Below are 19,061 nucleotides of genomic sequence, written 5' to 3' on the forward strand. Positions count from 1 at the left end.
AATCACACAATGACAATCTCAATGGCTACTCAAATAGATATCGATCTAATTTCATCAGAAGAAGAAAGAATTAAGGCCCTGAACAGGTACGATATTCTGGATACTCCACCAGACGGTTCTTTTGACCGGATTACCCGACTGGCTGCGAACATGTTGAAAGTTCCTGTCGCCATCGTTAGCCTTGTAGATACCGACCGCATCTGGTTCAAGTCAAAATATGGTGTAGAAGCACAGCAGATCAGCCGGGAGGAAGGCCTTTGTGCAGCTGCAATTTTATGTGATGAACTGTATCAGATTGAAGATGCTGCTGCGGATCCCCGGACCCTGGCCAATCCGCTGGTTTCAGGTGATTTTGGGCTGAGGTTTTATGCTGGTGTCCCATTGCGCACCAAGGATGGATTTAACCTGGGTACGTTCTGTGTGATTGATAAGGAGCCGAGAATACTGAGCCCCGGAGAAGAGGAGATCCTGAGAGATCTGAGGGACATTGTGATGGATCAGATGGAGTGGAGACTGGCTTCAAGAATCAGCCTTGCCCAGCACAATCAGGTTTTAAATACCACTGCCCACGACCTTAAAAACCCATTAACTACCATTCCTGTACGTGCAGACCTCATCAAGATGAAGAAAAGCAATCCGGAAATGGTAGATACCCTATGTGATCAGATTAAGATCGCCAGCTTAAATATGGTTCGCATCATTGATGAACTGTTGCAGGTGGGCAGCATGGAAGCCGGAAAAATTCATTTGTTACTGATCAAGGTGAACGCTTCTTTTTTAGTCAGCAATGTGGTTTCTATGAATCAGCCATTGGCAGAGAGAAAGAACCAGACCCTGCATTTCAGCTATGAAAAAGACCTTTATGTAAATGCTGATGAAGGAAAGTTAACCGAGATTGTCGACAACCTGGTGAACAATGCCATCAAATATTCGCCCATGGGCACAAACATCTTTGTCCGCGTAAAAGAGCTGGGTGAGAAAGTCGTCATCGAAGTAGAAGACCAGGGTTTAGGCCTTACTGCTGAAGATCAGGGGAAGCTCTATCAGCGCTTCACCCGTCTGAGCGCTCAGCCTACGGGAGGAGAAAACTCAACGGGCCTTGGCCTTTCCATCGTGAAAGTGCTTGTGGAGGCACATGAAGGTACCATCCGTGCAGAAAGCGAAGGAAAAAGCAAAGGCTGTAAGTTTATTGTTCAGCTGCCTTCAAGAAATTAAAAGCAGGTTACTTTCCAATTCCGTGTCCATTCTTCCTGAGGGTTTAAAGAGAGGATGCCTTCCTTTTGTTCCAGGTGCTGCTGATGATGGATACCATCGGCTATTCCGCACCAGGGCTCCAGACATACAAAATCAGCATCTTTAGCAGACCAGATGCCAAAGAAAGGAAAATCACTGAACTGAAAATCCAGACCATGGGTATCCTTTCTGCTTTTTATAGAAATGCAGTCACTTTGCAATTGCTTAAACACCAGTGCATCCTCATAAAATAACTCATGCTTTAAAGGAAGCTGTCCATCTTTTAAGAGGATACTTTCCGTTTCATCATCTATGAGATCATGGTGTATTTTATTGGAAACCAATTGCTGGTCTTTATTGAATTGCAGGTAGTAATCGGTATAGGTTAAGCCTTCTGTCAGCGGTACAGCGAATGCTGGATGCCCTCCAATTGAAAACCAAAGTTGTTCAGCTCCGGTATTGGCGACTTCATAGCTACAGCTGATGCCTTGCTCCGTTAATTGGTAACGCAGACCAAGGCGAAAATGAAAAGGATAAACTTTTAAGCTTTCCTCATCATGCTCCAGTGTAAAGAGGATTTCCGTTTCAGAAATCTGATCCACCTTAAATTCTCTGTCCCTCGCAAAACCGTGACGGGGAAGAGTATAGGCCTGATCTTTAAAATAGTAAGTGTTGTCTTTTAAGCCTCCAACAATAGGGAAAAGTATAGGGCTGAATTTTCCCCAGTATTCCGGATTGCCACTCCAGAGGTATTCCAGGCCTGTTTTTTTATGCTTTAAACTTTGTAGTTCTCCTCCTTTAGCAGAGAAGGAAGCGTAGATTTTAGTGTTTTCCAGGATAATCATATAGGTTAAAAGTAAAAATTAAACCTGAAAATCAATTGATCATTTGTCACAGTCATGTCAACCATTTTTTGTTATATTTAGGTCCTGCCTGGGAAAAAATGAATATAGAAAACAAATTATCCTCTACAACAACCGTCTTGTTCAGGAAACCTAAAGCGATGGGGATCCTTGTATTTATACTCCTCACTGCCATCATTCTCTTTGTTGCCAATCAGCGTTACCGACTGGTGCAGGAAGATAAACGATTGGAAATGTCCAGGATACTGAGTACTGTGAAGCACAATATCGATCAGTCTTTAAAGAATAGTTATACCGCTGCACTGACCCTCGGACTCACCATTAATGGGGATGGTGTTCCTAAGAATTTTGAAACGGTGGCTGCACAGCTGATCAATTCTAACCGGACCTTATCTTCGGTGCAACTTGTACCGGATGGAGTGATTAAATATATCTATCCCCTGAAGGGAAACGAGAAAGCCTTAGGTGTGGATATTTTTAAACTCTCAAAAGTCGTCTCCCTTGAGGCCGAAAAAGCGATCGAACTTAGAAAGATGTATTTCGCCGGACCAATAGAATTGCAGCAGGGAGGGATGGGCATTGTAGGCCGGATGCCTTTGTTTTTTGACAATAAATTCTGGGGTTTTTCTGCTACAGTGATTAAGCTGGACGTATTTCTGAAACAAGCAGGTTTATATGATCAAATGAACAACAAATTTCACTTTCAGTTGTCAAAAGTAAACCCTGTTACCGGTAAAGAAGAGTTTTTTCTCCCTGTTTTTCCAGATTATACGACATCAAGCCAGGAGACCATAGATTTTCCTGATGGCGACTGGAAACTGTATGTGTTGGCCTCTGATGCTTATAAGCCGCACTTGAAAATCATTTTTCCGACGATATTCAGTGTGCTGCTTGCTGCGCTGACCGGTTTTTTAGTTTACCTCGTCTTTAAAAAACCCGCAGAACTACAGATATTGGTTCATGATCAGGCTTCCCGTTTACTGGAAAATGAAATTAAATTTAAAACCATATTTGACCAGGCTGCAATAGGTATTATGGAAGTAGATTCCAATACCGGCACATTTTTGCGGATCAATGGGAAACTTTGTAGAATACTGGGATATTCGGAAGCAGAATTACGTCAGACAACTTTTCAGGCCCTGACTCATCCGGATGATTTAAAAGAAGATTTGCGTTACTTTCAGCAAATGAGGGCCGGGTTGATCAGAGAGTTTGAACTCTTAAAAAGGTATTACAGGAAAGATGGACAAGTGGTGTGGGTAAATTTAATGATTACCCCCTTATGGAAGCCGGGGACTCCTCCAACAAGCCATATTACCGTTGTAGAAGATGTGACGGCCAGGGTTGAAGCGGAGCAGGTTGCGGAAGAGTACCAGCACCGCCTGGAATCTTTGATCAATACGATTGATGGGATCGTATGGGAGGCAAATCCGCAAACCTTTGACTTTTCCTTTATCAGTAAAAAAACAGAAGACATTTTAGGATATACGGCAGAGGAATGGTTATCCTCCCCAACCTTTTGGGCTGATCATGTTCATCCCGACGACAGAGACTGGGCGATCGACTACTGTGTCGTTTGTACGAGGAAGCTGGAACAGCATGATTTCGAGTACCGGATGATGGCAAAAGACGGAACTATAGTCTGGCTTCGGGATATTGTAAATGTGATCGCAGAGGAAGGCAGAGCTGTACTGCTGAGGGGAATCATGATCGACATAACAAAGCAGAAACAGGCGGAAAGAGACCTGAATCATTCCTTTGACCTGGTAACTGAGCAAAACAAGCGCCTGCTGAACTTCTCTTATATCGTTTCCCATAACCTGCGCTCGCATACGAGTAACATCCAGTCTATTTCTACCTTAATTGATACCACAAACTCCGATGAAGAGCGGGATGAGATGATCGGGCTTTTAAAAACGGTATCTGATGCACTCAATGAAACCTTAGTGAATTTAAATGAGGTGGTCAACATTCAGACCAATATTAACATCATTGTAGAGCCGCTCAACCTGAGCAGGTATATCGAAAAAACCCTGAATGTCCTTCACGATCAGATTGTATTGAAGCATGTGGTGATTGTGAACAAGGTAACTGAAGATGTGCTGGTCAATTATAATCCGGCTTATCTGGAAAGCATCCTGCTGAATTTTATTTTCAATGCCATCCGTTACAGTGATGAAAACAGAACGCCTTTGATTGAGTTGAGCTGCCATCGGGAAGACATGATGGTCTTACAGATCTCTGATAACGGAATTGGAATGAACCTGGAAAAATATGGGGATGAATTGTATGGAATGTACAAGACTTTTAACGGAAATCCGGATTCCAAAGGAGTTGGTTTATTTATTTCCAAGAACCAGATCGATGCGATGGGAGGGAAGGTCAGTGTAGAAAGTGAGGTTGGTGTGGGAACTACTTTTAAGATTTATTTCAAGTAAGCTCTGGTTTTATCAAACTGCGGAGGATGGAAAAAACCTCCGCAGTACTGACTAACAAATAGAAATATAGGGGGAAAGATCTTTGTTTTATTCGATGATACCGCCTCCCAAAGCAGTATAAAGTTCCACATCTGCGCCTAAACGCTGACGTTTCAGGTTGCTCAGTTCCAGTTCACTCTGCAATAGGTTTCCCTGTGCAAGGATCACTTCTAAATAAGTTGCCATGCCGCTTCCGAAGAGCATGTTCGCATTTTTTATGGCCGAGCGGAGGGTGTTAACCCGAGTTTCGGCAATGGCAACCTGTTCTTTTAACCGTGCTGATTTAGCGAGTGCATCCGAAACTTCGGTCACCGCAGTAAGCACAGTCTGTCTGAATTGTAACACAGACTTTTCTCTTTCTACCTTGGCAATTTCGAAGGCTGTTTTCAGCTTTCTGCGTTGAAAGATAGGTTGTGTAACTGACCCTGCAACCATGCCGAATAAGGAACCGGGGATGTTAAACCAGTTGCTGGCTTTGAAAGAGTTCAGTCCGCCGTTTGCCGTGATGTTCAGAGATGGGTACATGCTTGCCTGTGCAATGCCAACAGATTCGTTGCTGGCACGAAGCGCATATTCGCTTGCTTTTACATCCGGACGGTTGTTCAGTAAAGCCACCGGATATCCGGTAGGCATTTGCGACGCGGGAGCGACCTCATTCAGTTTCTTTACCCGGTTGATGGAAGAAGGCAGTGTTCCTGTCAACAGGCTCAATGCATTTTCCTGAATGCTGATGCTTTGCTGAAGGGACGGAACCAGCTGTGCTGAACTTAGTTTCTGCGCTTCTGCCTGTTGAACGGCCAATATGGTTGTCAATCCTGCATCCCATTGTAATTTTGTCATCCTTAACGTACTGTCGTTCAAGGCAAGCGTTCTGTTGGCGATCTGTAATTGCTCATCCAGCATCAACAGGTTGTAATAGCCAGTGGCTACTCCGGATACCAGCTTGCTACGGATCGCTTTTGAAGCTTCACGTGTCTGAAGGTATTCTGATAAAGCCTTTGCTTTCATTCCTTTTAATTTCCCAAAGAAACCAACCTCCCAGGAAAGATTTAAAGCTGCATTGTAATCCTGTACTGACCTTGAACCGATAAACTGACCGATACTCAAGCCATTTAAGCTGTTTTTTGAAGGTGTACTGGAATTCGCCTGAATGTTTAAACCCAGTTCCGGCAGGAAGTTTACTTTTGCTTCACGAAGGCTCTGATCTGCGCTTTCAATGTTTTTCAGGGCAATCAGCAGGTCAAAGTTTTTCGCGTTTGCACTGTCGATCAGCGATTGTAATTCCGTATCGTTAAAAAAGGCTTTGGTACTCAATGCCGCGACACTCGTAGAATCTGTTTTGGCCTCTTCAGATCTGAATTGCTGTGGAAGATTCATGCCCGGTCGGACATAATCCTTACCGACCTTGCATCCTGAAATCAGGATGGCTAAGGCGGTAACGGTATATAATTTATGTAAATGATTCATTGTTAATGTGATTTGACGTCGTCGTTTGTTTCAACTACCGGTTTTCCGGTTACTTTTTCCTGTAGGGACTGGAAGACTACAAATAATACAGGAATGATAAACAGTCCGAGTACTACACCTGCAAGCATCCCGCCGGCAGCACCAGTACTGATCGAGCGGTTACCCATCGCAGAACCACCTGTAGCAATCATCAGCGGGATCATACCTGCTACGAAGGCCAGGGAAGTCATCAGGATCGGTCTCAGACGAAGTCTGGAACCTTCCAGGGCAGCAGCAATCAGCTCCATACCTTCTCTTCTGCGTTGTAAGGCGAACTCAATGATCAGAATGGCATTTTTGGCCAGCAATCCGATCAGCATGATCAAACCTACCTGTACATAGATGTTGTTGTCTATTCCGGCAATCTTGATGGCGATAAATACGCCTAATAATCCCGTAGGAATAGAAAGCATTACGGCCAGTGGCAAAATATAACTTTCATACTGTGCAGCCAGCAGGAAGTAAACAAACAGGAGACTCAGACTCAAAATGAAAAGGGTTTGAGAACCTGAAGATTTCTCTTCTCTGGAAAGGCCGTTCCATTCATAACTGTATCCGTTAGGTAATTTCTCGCTCAACAGGGTTTCAATCTGCTCCATGATCTTACCATTGCTCACTCCCGGTTTTGCAATTGCATTTACCGTAATGGAATTGAACAGGTTATAACGGTCTACAGATTCCGGACCATATACTCTTTTTACAGTTACCAGTTCACTCGCCGGAACCATTTTACCCTGTGCATTCTTCACGAATACCATATTCAGAGATTCTTTATCGGTTCTGTACATGCCATCGGCCTTCACATTTACCCGGTAATATTTACCGAAGCGGTTAAAATCTGAGGCTTGTGCACCACCGTAATATACCTGGATTGTACTGAGTAAATCTCTTACACTGACACCCAGTTGTTTTGCTTTTTCATCATTTACTTCCAGTTCAAACTGCGGATAATCTGCTTTGAAAGTGGTAAAGGCTACCGCTACTCCATCCAGTCCGAACAACTGTCCGACAATCCCATTGGCCACACCACTGAATTTCTGCAGGTTACCACCTGTTCTGTCCTGTAATACAAACTCTGCACCACCAATTGCACCATAACCTGCTACCGGAGGCATTCTGAATACACTTACGGTACCTTCTTTTAAAGTCGCCATTTTGGCATTGATCAGGCCAATTACGCCATCCATATCCTGCACTTCACCTCTCTCTTTAGGCGCTTTCAGTTTACTGAAACCTAAACCATAAGCAGGGCTTGATGAATTACTCATGATGTTGAAACCGGATACACTCGTTACGTTTTTCACTGCATCAAATGTTCTCAGCGTAGAATCGACTCTTTTGATGAATTTCGTAGTCCGGTCTAATCCCGTACCTGAAGGCATCGTTAAAGAATAGATAATGAAACTATCATCTTCATTCGGAACAAACCCTTTAGGAGTAGTGTTCATCATATAGAAAGTAAGACCGGTTACCAGGGCCAGTGCTGCCAGACTAAGCCATTTGAATCTGATCAGGAATTTCAGGCTTCCGATATATTTGTCTGTCATTCTGTTGAATGAAGTATTGAACGCGCTGAAGAACCTTTTAGAGAAACCTTCTTTTTTACCTTCTTTTTCAGCATGGTTGTTTTTTAAGAAAAGGGCACATAAAGCCGGACTCAAAGTCAGTGCGTTTACCGCCGAAATCAAAATCGCAATCGCCAGGGTAAAGGCAAACTGCTTATAGAAAATCCCTGAGGAACCTTCCATAAATCCGATAGGGAGGAATACTGCTGCCATTACCAGGGTAATGGATACAATTGCTCCTGTAATCTCGCTCATTGCCGAATAGGTGGCTTCACGGGCCGACATATGGGTCCCTTCCATCTTGGCATGGACCGCTTCCACCACCACAATCGCATCATCGACCACAATCCCGATGGCAAGTACCAATGCGAAAAGGGTCAGTACGTTGACGGTGAAACCAATCATTTGCAGGAAGAAGAAGGTACCGATAATCGCTACCGGAACCGCAATCGCCGGGATTAAGGTAGACCTGAAATCCTGAAGGAAAATAAACACCACAATAAATACCAGAACGAAGGCCTCAATCAGGGTTGTTTTTACCTGGCTGATCGACTCGTCCAGTCTTTCCTTGGTACTTTGAAGGATATCATATTTTATCCCTTTCGGAAATGATTTCTCCGCTTTAATCAGCGATTTACGCACTTGAATCTCGATCTCGTTCGCATTGGAACCACTGGCCTGAAGGATCCCTAAGGTTACGGCATCTTTACCGTTCATTTTAGAGTCACTATTATAACTTGCAGCACCAAATTCAATCCTGGCCACATCCTTTAAACGAAGGATTCCGCCATCAGGATTAGACTTAATGATCAGGTTTTCATACTGCTCAGGAAGGTTTAACTTTCCTTTATACTTCACTACATACTCTATGGCTTCTTTGGATTCCTCACCAAATTTTCCGGGAGCAGTTTCCAGACTCTGGTCGTTAATGGCTGCGGTTACATCTGCCGGAGTAAGGTTGTTGGCCGACATTTTCTGCGGATTCAACCATACCCTCATCGAGTAATCTTTGGAACCAAAAATCTGCACCTGACCCACACCCTGAATCCTTTTCAGTTCAGGAACAAGGTTGATCTTGGTGTAGTTCTGAAGGAACTTCTCATCGTATTTCGCTTTGTCTTCACTATAAATATTGAAGTACATTACGTTACTGTTCTGTTGTTTTGAGGTACTGATCCCCGCCAGTAATACCTCTGCAGGCATCTGACTGTTGATCTGTGAAACTCTGTTCTGGACGTTTACCGCTGCCTGATCCGGATTTGTCCCTTGTTTAAAGACAATAGAGATCGAGAACGAACCGTCGTTACTGGCAGTAGATTTCATGTAATCCATATTTTCCACCCCATTGATGGATTCCTCCAAAGGTGTAATTACGGATCGGATTACCGCCTCACTGTTTCCTCCGGGATAACTCCCTGATACCATTACCGTGGGCGGGGCAATGTCTGGAAATTGGGTAATTGGAAGTCGGGTCAAACCTACGATCCCCAGCAAAACAAGCAAGATGGAGATTACCGTAGCCAATACCGGCCTTCTTATGATAGATTGTAACATGTTGATTTCGTATTAAAATGTAAATTATTGTGCGCGGTAAACGCTGTCCGTATTCAGAGGCTTAGGTTTGATCACTGCTTCTTCAGCAAGACCATCAAGACCGGAAAATACGATGGTTTCTCCTTTTTTCAGCCCATCGCTGATCAGGTAGTTGTTGCCGCTTTTTCCGGAAACGGTAATCGCTCTGCGTTGCAGTTTATTACCTGGCCCAACGAAGTACACAAAGATTTTATCCTGTACATCCATAGTAGATGCTCTTGGAACCATCAATGCCTGTGCATGGGTTTCTTCCAGACGGACCTTTCCGGTATTACCCGAACGTAAAAGTCCGTTTGGGTTAGGGAATACGGCACGTAAGCTGATCGAACCTGTGTTTTTATCAAACTGACCATCCACGATCTGAATCTTTCCTTTTTGAGGATAAGTAGTCCCGTCGGCAAGGATTAAACTTACAGGAGGGAGTTTTTTCAGCTTTTCTGCCATTGATGACCCCGCGGTCTGTGCATTGAAATGCAGGAATGCAGGTTCGCTCATCGCGAAATAAGTGTATACTTCTCTCGTGTCAGAAAGGGTGGTCATGGGTTCAGCTTCGCCTTTGCTGATCAGGTTACCTACTCTTTTAGGGATTTTACCAATGTATCCGGAGATCGGCGCTTTAATCAGGGAGAAACCAATATTGATCTTTGCAGAAGCAATGGTTGATTTTGCCTGTGATACGGCTGCCTGAGCTTCGCTGAAATTGGCTTGCGCAGTACTCAATTGTACTTCAGAAACCACCTTGTTTTTTACCAATGGGGTGATTTTATCGACTTCGATCTGTGCAGTACGCAGTTTTGCTTTTGCAGCTTCCATTGAAGCATTGGCGGTATTCAGTTGTTCCTGATAAACGCGGTCATTGATTTTAAATAAGGGCTGTCCGGCTTGTACATGTGCACCTTCGTCGACAAATATTTTGTCCAGGTAACCATCTACCTGCGGACGGATGTCTACATTTACCTTTCCTTCAATCGAAGCGGAATAATCCGTAAAGGTAACTGCAGGCTGTTCCATCACACTGATGACCGGAATTTCAGCAGGAGGGGGAGCTCCTGCACCAGCTGCCTGTTCGTTTGCTCCTTTCGAACCGCAACTGCTTAAAAGAGCTGCAGGGAAAAGCAAGGATAATAATAGTAAGTATCGCTTTTGATTTTTGGGGGTTGGAGGGAAAGACATTGCTTTTATAATTTATGTTCTTTTAAAAATGAATGCAAAAGTAAAACGTCTTACGCGCGTTAGTCGTAATAAATGACCGAAATGGACATAATCACGACTGAAACGGTAAAACCTTTAACTGAAATCTGGAAGATGGCGGAGCTCCTTATCGGTCCAGCCAGGCCTTAAATTGCCCTGACTTCTCTTTGCTGATGATGATCTCACCGGAACTTTTGCTCTTCAAAATCACTTTCAATTTACCATTAAAATAATTATGAATCGAAAGAATGCTGTTCACAAAAATCATATGCTGACGGTTGGCCCGGAAAAAACAGACCGGATCAAGCTGGTCTTCCAGCTCGTCCATGGTGAAGGGAACGATGATATCGGTATCGTCGTCGAGCACAAGATGAGTGATCTTAAGCTCTGAATAAATGTAGTCTATGGAAGAGACGAGAATGGTCTTATAGCCGTCTTTATAAGGAAGCAGGAAGCGGGACCTGTAGATCACGGATTTCGATTTGATATAATCCACCAGCTGGTCCAGTGCTTTATTGGGATTGCTTTCCTGTAAAATATGGTCGTACATGTCCAGTGCATCTTTCAGCTCACTCTTTTCTATCGGTTTTAACAAATAGGCGAGGCTGTATATTTTGAACGCACGGAGGGCATATTCATCATATGCGGTGGTAAAAATAACCGGGCAATGTAATTCAACTTTAGGAAATATTTCAAAGCATAAACCATCTCCGAGTCTGATGTCCATCATGATCAGGTCCGGATGAGGATTTTGTGTCAGGTAGTTCACACTTTCTTCTACACTGGCAAGGACACCCAGAATGACCGCATCAGCCCTGATCTCTGTCAGCAGTTTGATCAGCCTGTTGGCATTTGGTTTTTCGTCTTCAATGATAAGAATGTTCATATTTCTGGAGCTATAATGGGAGTAAAGGTAGATAAACGGCAAATGAATTTTCATCTTCGATGATCGAAGGGAGGTTTTCCGACAACAGGGCGTATCTGCTTCTGATGTTTTGAAGGCCAATACGGGCCGAAGGAATGGCCAGTTTGATTCTTTGGAGGTTATTGCTCACCACGATGTGTGCATCGGTATTGTAAATCCGGATGTGCAGGGGATTGGTTTTTGTAGCTGCATTGTGCTTGATGGCATTTTCAATCAGAAGCTGCAGGGTGATGGGAGGGATGCCCCGTCCGTCATCATTGGTAATGTCGACAGAGATGGTGACATTCTCGCCATACCTGATCCTGATCAGGTATAAATAGGCATCCACAAAAATCAGTTCCTCCTCCAGGGATACGATATTTTTATTCAGGTTGACAATCATGTAACGGTATACCCGAGAAAGGTTCCTGAGGAAGACTTCTGCTTTTAACTGGTCTTCTGAAATCAACTCTGATAAGGTGCTGAAGTTATTGAACATGAAATGGGGATCTAACTGTAGCTTCAGCGACTGCAGTTCTGCCTGCATGGCGATCTCTTTAAATTCTGCTGTTTTTAGTTTTAATTCTGTGGCTTCAATCATGGTGGTTTTCCATTTTTGCAAGAGGAAGTTTCCTGTGGTTACAGCACTGATCAAAATGCCCATGATGACACATACATAGACAAACTGAAGGCTGTTGAGCTCTTCTTCGAAGGTGAGTTTTTCTTCATAGGTATAGATGAAGGAACCGATAAAGTATAAGAGGACCATCAGAATGATCACAAAGATGATCTGAAGGAGCAACTGGATACTGAAACGGGTAAAGGGTTTTTCCGTCCAGGGGATGATTTTATCCAGCATCACCGAATTGAGTACACTCAATTCAAAGATCAATCCGCAGAAGATCATGGTGAGCCCGGCATCCGTCAGTATCTCTAAAACAGGTCTGCTAAAATAATGGTTGTAATAGGCACTGTAAGGGTTCAGCAGGTAAGACAGTAGATTCAAAACCAGGAATAACGCCGGAATGGTGATAAACCTGAGGTATTTGTTTAATGGCCTTGGAAATACGTCTCTTGATTTGCTCATTGTTCCGCTAAATGTTCTTTTACTTTTCAAAATTACATAATATGAGCCTGATCAGCGGTGTTAAAAGAGGTATTCCTGCCCGAAAATAAAAAATGATTGATCAGATCTGAACCATTTTGCATTCTTTTTTCCATGATGGCATTGATCAGATCATATGGTGTATGTATCGCCTCCTCTTCTATAAAACTGAAAGAGATGTTAAAACCATCCTCCACTCTGTTGAATAACCTATTCCTTTCGGAAGGGAGCAGCTCCAGTTTTTTCTCCGGATCGGGATTTAAAAGACCAGGCTTATGTGTGCCAAATTCCATTTGAAGCAGGAGGTTGAGCTGAAGATAGATCCTGATGAAAGTGAAGATAGGAATGATCATATTTTTTATGAAAACAGCAGATCGGATTGTTGCGTTAACACAACAATCCGACCTGCTTTGAGAAAATCAATTAATTAAGTTTTACAAAGGGAATGCGTATCCGATAGTGGCAATAATTCCTCTGTTTTTAACCTTGTTAGCAGCTTTGCTGATGTCAGTTAATCCCAGGGCATATCTGCCGTCAACGATGAACTTTCCAGGGCCAACAGGAACGGCTACACCGGCACCCATCTGGATTCCAAAATCAAATTTCTGAACCTTACCTCCGTAAAATGACTCTAATTTCTTTTTGTCAGATAACAGTAGGGAAATCGATGGACCTGCATTTACGTAAACCGGTCCGAAGCTGTATTTTGCCAATACCGGCAATTCCAGGTAGTTCAGGTTTTGTTTAATGGTAAGGTTGCCACTTTTAATTTTCGTTCCCTCACTCACGTAGTTTAACTCCGGCTGAATGGAAAAGTCACTCTTGGCAACCTGAAAATTAACGCCTAATCCGGCGGTGAATCCAACTTTGTTTTTCTCTCCATCTATGTTGCTGATGGATTGCTTGCTAATGCTGATCCCTGCTTTAGGAATCAATTCGATCTTTTGGGCTTTAACAGCTCCCAGACTCAAAACCATTACAGTTGATAATAATAACTTCTTCATGATTATTTATTTTGTTGATACAATGATAGGGAATGTCGCTGCGCCCTAAGGGTGGAAAGAGACCCAATTGACTAAATTTGCAACTCAAGCGTATAAATTTAATACCGAGACGATTGGCATTTTTGAAAAAGAAAACCCGCTATTGGGAGATAGCGGGTTTCAATTGATCAGGAATACTTTATAGGCTATTCCGTATAAGGGTCTGTTGCCTGGCGATATTGTTGCTTAACGTCGTTCCCGAATTCTTTTGCTTTGTCTATCCATTCCGGCGCCTGTTCTTTCAGCTCATCTACGATAGATTTGCCATTGACACCTTTTTTTGTGACATATTTTACTGCCCCATAAACTGCGGCACCGATAAGAAGAGATTTTAGTAGGCCCATATTGGTATATTTTAATTGTGTTTTTTAAAGAACAAGAAGGTAGGGAAAATAGTTTTGAAGAATTTAAATATCTGAATCTTCTTTAAAATGTTTACTTTCAAATTCTCTATTTATGAAATAATTAACGCTGCTTATTAAGCAGCAGGTCGGTTCTATTTAAAAATTACGACAATTATACTAATGAAAAAAATATTATTGATCGCTCTGTTGTTGCTTAATTACGCCATGGCGCAAATGAAAAACGGAGAGACTGTTCCGGATCTCAATTTTGCAACGGTTTTGAATGCTCCGGACAGGAGCGTGAAGTTGAGTCAGTTAAAAGGCAAGATCGTTGTTCTGGAGTTTTGGGCTACATGGTGCGGGGCATGCCTGTCTGCGATGCCACATTTAGAAGCGTTACAAAAACATTATGGAGATCAGCTCCAAATTATTGCCATCAGTAATGAATCAGAAAAAAGAATTACGGATTTCCTGAAATCAAGGGCCTCAGGATTATGGTTTGCGATTGATAAAAATGATTCAATTGCCAGGGTATTTCCTCATCAGCTCCTTCCTCATACAGTTGTCCTCTCAGATAATGGAGGATTTATTGCCGGTACCCATCCGGAAGCAGTCACGAAATCGGTGATCGATCAGCTGCTCAGTAAAAAACACGTGTTCCTGCCGGAGAAAAAAGACATCCTGTTTTCTTCTGATGAAGCATTGGTAGATTCTATTTTTCCGATAAAAGAGGCAGGTAAACCGCGTTTCATCATGCAGCAAAGTATAAAAGGATTACCTGGTTTTAGTACCTCATATCAGTCAGACAGCATTTATAAGGGTAAAAGAATCAGCGCTGTTAATATTGGCTTGTATGGCCTTTATGCTATGGCCTATGGCGGTTATTCTTCCAAAAGAACCATTAACATGATTTCTTCCGACCGCGCTGATGCGGCTTACTGCCTTGACATCATCGTGAAAAATGAAAAGGATCTTTTACCCGAATTACAAAAAGAGTTGTTAAAAAGATTTGATATACAAGCCCGGACAGCGAAGCAGATGAAAGAGGTTTACGTATTAAAAATTGCAGATCAAACAAAGTTCAATCTTATTTCCAGAAATAAAACAGGTAAAAGGACCTATTATGCGCGTCATGGAGAGATCGACCAGCAAGCCATTACGATGAAAAATTTTGCTGCTTATCTGGAGAACTATGGGGTGGGTAAACTAATGGTGCTCGATGAAACCAAAGTCAATTCAACATTTGACATTAAGTTTTCTTTTCAACCCGAGAATCCTTCCAGCCTGATCAAAATATTAAGTGACATGGGGCTGGTATTAAATAAAGAACAACGAATGGTAGAGATGCTGACCATTTATCAGTTATAACTGCAATGATCAGCGCTAACTGAAAAATAACAATTTGATCATCATTTGCTGAAATATATATAAGCGATATTTTTTATATTAGGTAAATATTCACCCTGTAATCTATTCATTATGAAAAAATTAAGTGTCCTTTTCTCATTTGTTTTATTGTTGTTTCTTGCCAATGGGGTTCATGCCCAGCAAAGTGACACTTACTTTGTCGGTAAGTGGGATATCCTGATCAAGGGGCTGCCTCAGGGAGATACCGAAGCATTGGTGAAGTTCGAATTGAAAGATGGCAAATTAACCGGAAGTATTACCGGTAAAGCTGATCAGAAAGACATGCCATTTACGGATGTTGCGTTAAAAGATTCTGTAGTGGTGGTTAAGTTCGACCATAGCAGTGGTGAAGTGGAGATGAGCCTGTTGAAAAAAGACGCAGATAACATCAGCGGACAAGTCAATGGACAGTTTAACCTGACTGGTGTCCGGAAAAAAGAAGATTAAAAAAGAGAATTAAAGCACAGGTCGGCATCCACCGACCTGTCTTTACTTATTTAACTATTAACTAACCTCCATCAGGTCGGCAAATGACCTAATCGGATTTCTTTTTCTCAAAAGCGTCAACTCCGCTTTGTAAGTATGCTGCATATTGCTTTGCTTCAAATATTGCTCCTCCCGGTTTAACCAGAGGATTCAGGTCGTGCCCGGCCAAAACATAAAACGGTTGTGAATTTGAGCCATATTTGCTGGCCTGAAAATCTCCGTTCCATCTGCCCAGATCATCTGTACTGGTCCTTAAGATTTCAGAATAATGTACCTTATCTTTTGGCATTTTGATATTCCTTTCATCCACATATAGCTGAATCAGCACATATTTTTCTTTGATGATCCTGCCAACTTCGGGATCTATCCATACCTTATCTTCCATCTTGCGACAGTTCACGCAGGCATGTCCGGTAAAGTCGATCAGAATTGGTTTGTTCACCTTCTTTGCGTATGCTACTCCTTCTTCTAAATCAAAAAACGGATGGAAACCGACCGGTGCTTTTAAGATTTCACTGTGCTTTACTTTAGCCGGGAAATCTACTGCCACTGAATTGCCAGATGATCCACCGCTATTCAGGATGAAGTCCTGGGTATTCATTGGCGGAGCTATTCCACTTAATATGTTAACCGGTGCTCCCCATAAACCCGGAACCAGGTACATGGCAAATGAGAGAGAAAAGATGGCGAAAAACAACCTTGGAACAGAAACATAACTAACCTCACTGTCGTGAGAGAATTTGATCTTTCCAAGAATATAAAGTCCCATCAATGCGAAGATAACGATCCATAAGACCAGGAAAATCTCCCTGTCAAACCATTCCCAATGCCATACCAGATCTGCTGCTGAAAGAAATTTCAGTGCCAGTGCCAGTTCCAGGAAACCCAGACATACTTTCACAGTATTTAACCAGCCACCGGATTTGGGCATGCTGTTCAGGAAGCCCGGAAATATTGCCGAAAGGGTAAAGGGAAGAGCAAGTGCCAATGCAAAACCAAACATTCCGGTTGCAGGGGCCAACAATTCGCCTTTTGAGCTGGCTTGCACCAGTAAGGTTCCGATAATTGGTCCGGTGCAGGAAAAGGAAACCAGTGCCAGAGAGGCAGCCATAAAGAAAATCCCTCCAAGCCCCTTACTGTTGTCTGCTTTCTGATCTATTTTATTGACCAATGAGCTGGGCAGCGTAATCTCAAATGCCCCGAAGAAAGAAACGGCAAAGGTGAGCAGGAGCAGAAAAAATATAAAATTAAACCATCCACTGCTGCTGAGCTCGTTCAATTTTGCAGAACCAAAGAATATGGTGATCAGTAAACCGAAGGCAACATAGATGATGATGATCGACAGTCCGTAGATTAAAGCCTGGCCAATTCCCTTTTGCCGGCTTCCGGCCCGCTTGGTGAAATAACTTACCGTTAATGGAACCATAGGGAAGATACAAGGCATTAAAAAGGCAAGAAAACCACCCAACAGCCCTGCAACAAAAGTTTCCCATAAGGTTTTTTCCTGTTCAGTTGTTTTGAGATTTGCAGTACTTGTGACGGCCTTACCGGCGGTGTCTTTGGCTTTAACTGCTGCTGAATCGGCTACTTTTGTTGCTTTACTGGTAACTACCGAAGTATCCGGGCCAATCTCTGTAAACTCCAGATCGTTTAATGTGCTATCAGTTTCCTGAGCATGAGCAGAGGTTAAGGACGCTATACTCAGCAACAATCCAACGACAAGCATTCTGATGCCTGTGTTATATTTTCTTAAATCCATTGCGATTACTTTACAGGGATAGAAAATTCGACAGTTTCCGGTGGAAGACATTGCTGGTCATCACAAACCATAAATTCAACGGTTCCTTTTACCACAGGATTTGCTCCGTTTCCGCTTAGTTTTACCTGCTGCTGGAAAATCACTGAGTTTTCGAAATAGCTCACATTCATGTTAAAAGACTTTTCGAACTTTACTGTGGCTTTAGGCTCCGTAGTCTTTCCGCTGATCCGGTAGTTTTTTGCCGGACTAAAGCTGAAGGTTGTTTTGATTGGACCACCATCGGCCATGTTCTGGGAATAAAGGTGCCATCCATCCTCAATACTGGCTTTCAGGTACAATATAGCAGTGGTTTTAGAAGTCTTCTTTGCGGCATAACTCCATTTTACGGGTTTCAGGATCTGGCTGCTCACCGAAAGGCTAAACAGGAGCCCGAGGGTGAATAAAACTAATTTTTTCATTTGATTGGTATTAGGTTTAGGTTGTTATTTTAAACGACAGATCGGGTGATATCCTGTAAAAGTGACTTCCGTAGAAAGGAAGGATTCCTTAATGGCTTCTTCTTTTACAAGATCTGTACTCAGGTATTTTTTATTGCTATCGCAAAGTAAGGTGACCACAACGGCACCTTCGCCCATTTGTTCTTTAATTTTAATGGCTCCGATTACGTTGGCTCCGGAAGAAATTCCTACGGCAAGACCAAGTTCTTTTGCCAGTTTTTGGGCCATAATGATCGAATCACCGTCATTTGCCTGTATGATTTCATCCAGTACATCCAGCTTTACGATCTCTGGAATAAACTCATCAGAAATTCCCTGTATCCTATGACTGCCGACTTTATATCCTGTGGTCAGGGTAGGGCTTTCTGCAGGTTCCAGCGGATGTATTTTTATAGATGGATGGTGTTGTTTTAGTCTTTTGCCAACACCCATCACCGTGCCTCCGGTTCCTACTCCGGCCACAAAAGCGTCAGGTCTCAATCCGAAAGCCTTCAATTGCTCCCAGATCTCCATTCCGGTGGTTTTTTCATGAGCTTCCTCATTGTAACGGTTCTCAAACTGTCTCGGTAGAAATACACCTCCATTTGCAGCCAGTTCCTCGCACATTCTGATACTGCCAAGGAAACCACCTTCTTCTTTACTCACCAGGATCACTTCTGCACCCATGCTTCGGATGATGTCTATTCTTTCCTTACTAAGCCAGTTGGGCATGATGATTTTTACAGGATGTCCAAGTGCACGACCTATCGCCGCAAATGCAATTCCGGTATTTCCACTGGTAGCCTCAATGATGGTGTCACCAGGGTTGATCGCACCAGAACAATAAGCTTCGTACATGATGTTCAAAGCCATTCTGTCTTTTACACTTCCTGTAAGGTTGTAATGTTCACACTTTACATAGATCTTGCCGGCTTTGTTTTTATAGTTGTAATGAAGTTCCAGCATAGGCGTATTGCCCACCAGGTGCCATAAATGTTCAAATTTTTCGGCCAGTGTATCTGTTAAGCAGGAGACGGTTTTCTCTTTAGTTAGCATTTTTTTGTTGCGTTTATTTCCGACAAAACTCTGTATTTATGTTTTTTGCAACA

The 19,061-nt window shown here is 42.8% G+C and carries 16 protein-coding genes; 4 read left to right on the top strand and 12 right to left on the bottom strand.

The window, feature by feature from the left end; all coding sequences use genetic code 11:
• Window positions 1-21 precede the first annotated feature (21 nt).
• Window positions 22-1,215, top strand: a complete 1,194-nt coding sequence (locus BUC20_RS24750; RefSeq protein ID WP_073234452.1) for a GAF domain-containing sensor histidine kinase — start codon at window positions 22-24, stop codon at window positions 1,213-1,215.
• On the opposite strand, the gene BUC20_RS24755 is transcribed toward BUC20_RS24750, so the two are convergent.
• The gene (locus BUC20_RS24755; RefSeq protein WP_073234454.1) at window positions 1,212-2,078 is read right to left on the bottom strand and encodes an aldose 1-epimerase family protein; all 867 of its coding nucleotides are present in this window, start codon (window positions 2,076-2,078) and stop codon (window positions 1,212-1,214) included. The two genes, BUC20_RS24750 and BUC20_RS24755, sit on opposite strands and share 4 nt — an antisense overlap.
• A gap of 98 nt (window positions 2,079-2,176) precedes the next feature.
• On the opposite strand from BUC20_RS24755, the gene BUC20_RS24760 reads away from it, so the two are divergent.
• On the top strand, window positions 2,177-4,534 hold the full coding sequence (locus BUC20_RS24760) for a PAS domain S-box protein (RefSeq protein ID WP_073235641.1): 2,358 nt from the start codon (window positions 2,177-2,179) through the stop codon (window positions 4,532-4,534).
• A gap of 87 nt (window positions 4,535-4,621) precedes the next feature.
• Here the strand turns inward: BUC20_RS24760 and BUC20_RS24765 are convergent, their stop codons facing one another.
• From BUC20_RS24765 to BUC20_RS24800, 8 genes are all read right to left on the bottom strand, one after another.
• Window positions 4,622-6,040: an efflux transporter outer membrane subunit gene (locus BUC20_RS24765; RefSeq protein WP_073234457.1), complete on the bottom strand. Its 1,419-nt coding sequence runs from the start codon at window positions 6,038-6,040 to the stop codon at window positions 4,622-4,624.
• A gap of 2 nt (window positions 6,041-6,042) precedes the next feature.
• Window positions 6,043-9,198 (bottom strand): efflux RND transporter permease subunit, encoded by a 3,156-nt coding sequence (locus BUC20_RS24770; protein WP_073234460.1) that lies wholly within the window; start codon window positions 9,196-9,198, stop codon window positions 6,043-6,045.
• 24 nt (window positions 9,199-9,222) lie between these two features.
• Window positions 9,223-10,410, bottom strand: a complete 1,188-nt coding sequence (locus BUC20_RS24775; protein WP_073234462.1) for an efflux RND transporter periplasmic adaptor subunit — start codon at window positions 10,408-10,410, stop codon at window positions 9,223-9,225.
• Window positions 10,411-10,555: 145 nt separating this feature from the next.
• Window positions 10,556-11,314, bottom strand: coding sequence for a LytR/AlgR family response regulator transcription factor (locus tag BUC20_RS24780; protein ID WP_073234465.1), 759 nt, complete (start codon window positions 11,312-11,314; stop codon window positions 10,556-10,558).
• A gap of 10 nt (window positions 11,315-11,324) precedes the next feature.
• Window positions 11,325-12,449, bottom strand: a complete 1,125-nt coding sequence (locus tag BUC20_RS24785; RefSeq protein ID WP_143166908.1) for a sensor histidine kinase — start codon at window positions 12,447-12,449, stop codon at window positions 11,325-11,327.
• Window positions 12,450-12,451: 2 nt separating this feature from the next.
• The gene (locus BUC20_RS24790; RefSeq protein ID WP_073234470.1) at window positions 12,452-12,790 is read right to left on the bottom strand and encodes a hypothetical protein; all 339 of its coding nucleotides are present in this window, start codon (window positions 12,788-12,790) and stop codon (window positions 12,452-12,454) included.
• An 81-nt stretch (window positions 12,791-12,871) separates the two neighbouring features.
• Window positions 12,872-13,441, bottom strand: a complete 570-nt coding sequence (locus BUC20_RS24795; RefSeq protein ID WP_073234472.1) for a porin family protein — start codon at window positions 13,439-13,441, stop codon at window positions 12,872-12,874.
• Between the two features lie 185 nt (window positions 13,442-13,626).
• Window positions 13,627-13,824: a hypothetical protein gene (locus BUC20_RS24800; RefSeq protein WP_073234474.1), complete on the bottom strand. Its 198-nt coding sequence runs from the start codon at window positions 13,822-13,824 to the stop codon at window positions 13,627-13,629.
• A gap of 180 nt (window positions 13,825-14,004) precedes the next feature.
• Between BUC20_RS24800 and BUC20_RS24805 the strand changes: the two genes are divergently transcribed.
• Both BUC20_RS24805 and BUC20_RS24810 read left to right on the top strand, forming a co-directional pair.
• The gene (locus BUC20_RS24805; protein ID WP_073234477.1) at window positions 14,005-15,192 is read left to right on the top strand and encodes a redoxin family protein; all 1,188 of its coding nucleotides are present in this window, start codon (window positions 14,005-14,007) and stop codon (window positions 15,190-15,192) included.
• A gap of 111 nt (window positions 15,193-15,303) precedes the next feature.
• Window positions 15,304-15,678, top strand: coding sequence for a hypothetical protein (locus BUC20_RS24810; RefSeq protein WP_073234480.1), 375 nt, complete (start codon window positions 15,304-15,306; stop codon window positions 15,676-15,678).
• Between the two features lie 88 nt (window positions 15,679-15,766).
• On the opposite strand, the gene BUC20_RS24815 is transcribed toward BUC20_RS24810, so the two are convergent.
• Genes BUC20_RS24815 through BUC20_RS24825 form a run of 3 tightly spaced genes read right to left on the bottom strand, consistent with a single transcriptional unit; the run spans window position 15,767 to window position 19,008 of the window.
• On the bottom strand, window positions 15,767-17,476 hold the full coding sequence (locus tag BUC20_RS24815; RefSeq protein ID WP_073234483.1) for a protein-disulfide reductase DsbD family protein: 1,710 nt from the start codon (window positions 17,474-17,476) through the stop codon (window positions 15,767-15,769).
• 5 nt (window positions 17,477-17,481) lie between these two features.
• Entirely contained in the window at window positions 17,482-17,934 is a 453-nt protein-coding gene (locus BUC20_RS24820; protein WP_073234486.1) for a protein-disulfide reductase DsbD N-terminal domain-containing protein, read from the bottom strand.
• Window positions 17,935-17,958: 24 nt separating this feature from the next.
• The gene (locus BUC20_RS24825) at window positions 17,959-19,008 is read right to left on the bottom strand and encodes a PLP-dependent cysteine synthase family protein (protein ID WP_073234488.1); all 1,050 of its coding nucleotides are present in this window, start codon (window positions 19,006-19,008) and stop codon (window positions 17,959-17,961) included.
• Window positions 19,009-19,061: the final 53 nt, after the last annotated feature.

Origin of the sequence: Pedobacter caeni, from assembly GCF_900129215.1 — a bacterium.
Taxonomy (GTDB): Bacteria; Bacteroidota; Bacteroidia; order Sphingobacteriales; family Sphingobacteriaceae; genus Pedobacter; species Pedobacter caeni.